The sequence below is a fragment of the Variovorax sp. 01T432 genome, assembly GCF_056398605.1.
Map to the genome: position 1 here is coordinate 1 of NZ_JBFTPS010000111.1, position 3835 is coordinate 3835.

Here is a 3835-nt window from a genome sequence, read left to right on the forward strand (position 1 = left end):
TCGCGCGCCAGGCGTGCGAGTTCGTCGAGCATCCAGCGCGCCCGCTCCGGACCATGCGCCTCGGCCAGCGCGACGAAGGCCTCGCGCCACTCGGCGGTTTCGACGGGATCGGGGTCGTGCGGTGACATGTCGAACAGGGCGCGCAATTGGCTGGAGGGAATCGGGGCATTCATGCGAAGTACTTTAGGCCGCGAATGACGACATTAGGTGCTGATTACATTGGTACAGTAGCCACACTGCAGCATGACGTGCTTGATAAGAAACCATTTGCGGCAGATTATGTTTCCCATCCGAACAGGCACCCAAATCATGGTTCGACATGTTGCCGGTAGGTACAAGTTCATCTGCTTTCACGCACGCCCTAAAAGCCAGGAGGCTTCTCGGCCGGCTGGCGAGGGGAGAAGTGACGAAGGTCGAGATTCAGCAAGCTGCAAATCACGAGCGCGTTGCGGCTGGTGGAATCATGTACGTTCGTCATCGACGTGCGTCGCCGGACTAGGGTGTCATACGTACTCGGCATCGAACAAGAAGGTCGGGGACTTGGGCGTGACCCAACCTAAGCGTATGAAGATGCTCAAGGACAAGAAGCTCCCGTCCGAAACGCATCGCCGGACAAGGAGATCCTGCAGGAGCTCATTCGAAGACAGCTCCCAAGGCTACCAAGAGACGCGAATAGTTGCGCCAGCGTCCATCTCGGTTTCCCTGATGCGGGTCGGTTCAACAGCCCGAAATGCCGCTTGAGTCAATTCTTGCGTTGACCGGTTTCTGGGGGGCTGCAGACCAGAAGCTCACAACTTCTTGCTATCCGTCAAATCGAGGCAAGTTCACGCTGTGACTGTCACTTCCACACTTGCTGCGTCCACGCCCTGAACTTAAGCCCAGATTCCTTCACGGCCAACATCGGGCCGGCATGCCACGGGCGTCTTGACGCACGGAGGCCCGCGTCAGGGCTCGGACGACCTTCTATCCGTGAGGATGTGAACATCCTTCACCCCATGCTGCATGCGAGCGAAGCGCACTGACAAACCCCAGGTACCGACGCGCCTCATCTCTTTGGACGGTCACTTATATGCAGTGACCCGCCACATCGGGGGCGCGCCGATCTGGCTGTTGCCGCTGGCATAGGGCGTGGGTGCCAGCCCGAGGAAGCCAACCAGCTCGCGCCAGTTGGCGAAACGCCGCCACCCGAACAATTCCTTGACCAATACCCAGGCGCCTTTGGGCCCAATAGCGCGTAGCTGATTCACGTGCGCCACGGGCGGCTACGAACGCAAACTGGCCAACCTCGCGCGCTTATCACATGTGATCATTGACGACTTCGGCCTCAAACCGCTTCGCCCCCAAGGCCGAACGCTACGAGAGCGCAGCCACCGTCGTGACGAGCAACCTGGACCTCACCGAATGGGACCAGGCCTTCCCGGCCAACAAGCCGCTGGCCAGCGCAACGCTCGATCGCATGCGCCACAACGCCAATTGCCTGGTGCTCGACGGCAAGAGCTACCGCGCCCCGCGCCAACTGCCCGCGGTGATCCGGCAGCGTCTTGCCTGAGACCAAAACCGCTCAAGCTTGAAACCTTCCAGGGTGCCCTTCAACCTTGTTGCAACCGGCTCCTATATGCCGGAAATGGGTGGCTCTATTACGCCGGAAGGTGACATGGGGCAAGCTCGCGGTGCGCGCGGCGCGCGTCCTCGTCCTCCGGGGTAGGCTCGTGCACCACCGAACGCACCCGCTCACCGCGATGCTGGCGCAGCAGCATTGCCAACAGCTTGTCGCCGTCGAGTCGGTCGGCTTTGGCCCGCCTGGCGTGCCGGTTCACCTCGATGCTGGAAGACTCAACCACGATGTTGTCGACACCCTCCTCGATAAGCCTGCAATGCAGCCATCAGCCATCGCGTCCTGCTTCGTAGCAGGAATGAACCCTGCCCTGAGGCGGGAGCTTGCGGCGCTCTCGGGCTTTGCCGATGCAGTGCGCAACTGCGGCCGTGTCGCCGGCCTCCACGTTGAATCGGCTCGGGCGACGGCGACCATCGCTGACGGTTAACTCCACGATGTATCACCGAGTTCAAAGCTCATATAGAGCTCATCCGGGGTCGCCGTATCCACACGTTGTGGGGCTGCTTGGGTTATCGACATTTCCATCTCCTCTGCCAAGAAGTCGATGAAATCTCTTCTAGCTGAACGGGCCGCGCTCGAGGAGAGTCCCACATAGCATCTCTTACCAAGACGGTTGCGTCGTTGCGTCAGTAGGCAAGACAGCGTCATCGGCAACTGGGTGTATAGGCCACTTTCGCAGGAAGCGCGCCCGCAATTCGCCGCTCCCGGAAAGTCCACCTTCAAGCTCGCGCACCAAGCAGATCAGTGAGACAAAGCCCCCCGGTTTGCGCGACATGCCTAGTACGCTACCCCCGAAGGGCTCACGTCCTGCGCCCAGATCAAGGCCGAAAGATGCGCCGCATTCACTTGGCGAGCGTCCATGAACAGAGCCTCCGAAAGTCGCGCCGCCTGTACGCCATCGCTTTCGCTTTCGCTTTCGCTTTCGCAAGCTTCCACCAACGCGAGGAAAGGGCCATACACACCCTCGCGCTTCAAGATCGCCTGCTGAACCGACTCTGTGAGTTGGACCTTGCTAAGGATCTCCTCGATGGGGACACCCAGCAATTGATCAATCAGCGAGAACATGCCGACCACAAACAGGTTGTCGGACTCGCTTGCCGGCAACAAGCCCGCGCCCAGTAACTCAACGAACCGCCCGCGCGTGATCGCCTTCTTCATCATGAAGGGCGGGCCGACCTTGGCGTTGCTGGTAGCCAGGAGCAGGGACAGCCAGCGAAACAGCGGCGAGTAGCCGAGCATGGTCACCGCGTGGCGCAGAGAGTGGATTTCGACTGCTACACCCATCGCCGGCGAGTTGATATGGCGCAGCAGCCTATAAGTGAGCATGGCATCCTGCTTGAGGGCCGCCTCGATCTCGCGCAAGTCTTCGTTGTGCTGGATCATCTGCATCATTCTCACAATCAGCAATGATTCGGGCTGAAAGGCGTGTCCGGGTTGCGCGACTACCGGCAGATGCGCTAGTTCACCATCGACGAAGGCACCCACGCCACGCATTGCGCACGCGTTGAACTCGTCCCATGTGGCAAGCCGAGTGGCAATCAAGTGCATCGGCTGCTGGCCCGGCTGCTCGTTGCGCTGAAGTCTTGCGACGAAATCCCGGTCGCCCGCACCCACGTCGAAGTGGGTGATCAGTACGTTCAGTTCCAGATCATCCGGCAGCGCTTCGGCGCAGCACAGCATGAATCGGTAGCCCTGCTGGCCGCGGAACAGAAGCATTGGCCGAGCATCCGCATCGATCAGGTCGTGCGGAGAAATGCACAGGACTACGTGTTCCGGCGGCAACAATTGGAGCTCACTAGACGCCAGAAACTCGACCGTAATATCCAGGAACAGGACGGCGCGCCCGAGGCGCCACCCCCCCTTGCTCGCGCTTAGATTCTCAGCCACACACGCCGCCAACGCCTTGAACTGGGCGAGCGCATTCGCTTCGTTGATTGCTGAATCTGTACGCCATCCGAGCCTATAACCCATGACGCGCTTCTGAGGGTCTATAAGAAAGGCGTAAGTCACAAAGCCCTCTGCGTTGCGGGAGTCTGCGGATTTATCTACCACAGCATCCCCATCGGATGGACTAGACATGATGGCCCGTCCTCGGAGGAGGCGGACAGTAGATGGGAGATGGAAGGTCTGCCTCCTGCAGGAGTACCGTGGGTTGCGCACTGCGAGTGCGCCGAGCCACATGCAGAACACCCGAGGGTGTGATCTGCAGCTTTGCACAGG

At 60.1% G+C, this 3835-nt stretch carries 3 protein-coding genes and 1 pseudogene; 2 read left to right on the top strand and 2 right to left on the bottom strand.

The genetic code is table 11. The features are described from left to right. Nucleotides 1–1100 precede the first annotated feature (1100 nt). Nucleotides 1101–1247 (bottom strand): annotated as a pseudogene (locus AC1DNF_RS35295) (transposase); the annotation flags it as partial. A gap of 62 nt (nucleotides 1248–1309) precedes the next feature. Between AC1DNF_RS35295 and AC1DNF_RS35300 the strand changes: the two are divergent. Further along, nucleotides 1310–1549, top strand: a complete 240-nt coding sequence (locus AC1DNF_RS35300) for an ATP-binding protein (protein ID WP_478153542.1) — start codon at nucleotides 1310–1312, stop codon at nucleotides 1547–1549. Between the two features lie 190 nt (nucleotides 1550–1739). Beyond that, nucleotides 1740–2042: a hypothetical protein gene (locus tag AC1DNF_RS35305; RefSeq protein ID WP_478153544.1), complete on the top strand. Its 303-nt coding sequence runs from the start codon at nucleotides 1740–1742 to the stop codon at nucleotides 2040–2042. Nucleotides 2043–2392: 350 nt separating this feature from the next. Here AC1DNF_RS35305 and AC1DNF_RS35310 read toward each other — a convergent pair whose 3' ends face one another. Continuing rightward, on the bottom strand, nucleotides 2393–3694 hold the full coding sequence (locus AC1DNF_RS35310; RefSeq protein WP_478153546.1) for an EAL and HDOD domain-containing protein: 1302 nt from the start codon (nucleotides 3692–3694) through the stop codon (nucleotides 2393–2395). Nucleotides 3695–3835: the final 141 nt, after the last annotated feature.

What these genes read in the sequence shown, in the direction of transcription:
- AC1DNF_RS35305 (WP_478153544.1), top strand. Translation starts at nt 1,740, where the DNA reads ATGCTGGCGCAGCAGCATTGCCAACAGCTTGTCGCCGTCGAGTCGGTC.
- AC1DNF_RS35310 (WP_478153546.1), bottom strand. Translation starts at nt 3,694, where the DNA reads ATGTCTAGTCCATCCGATGGGGATGCTGTGGTAGATAAATCCGCAGAC.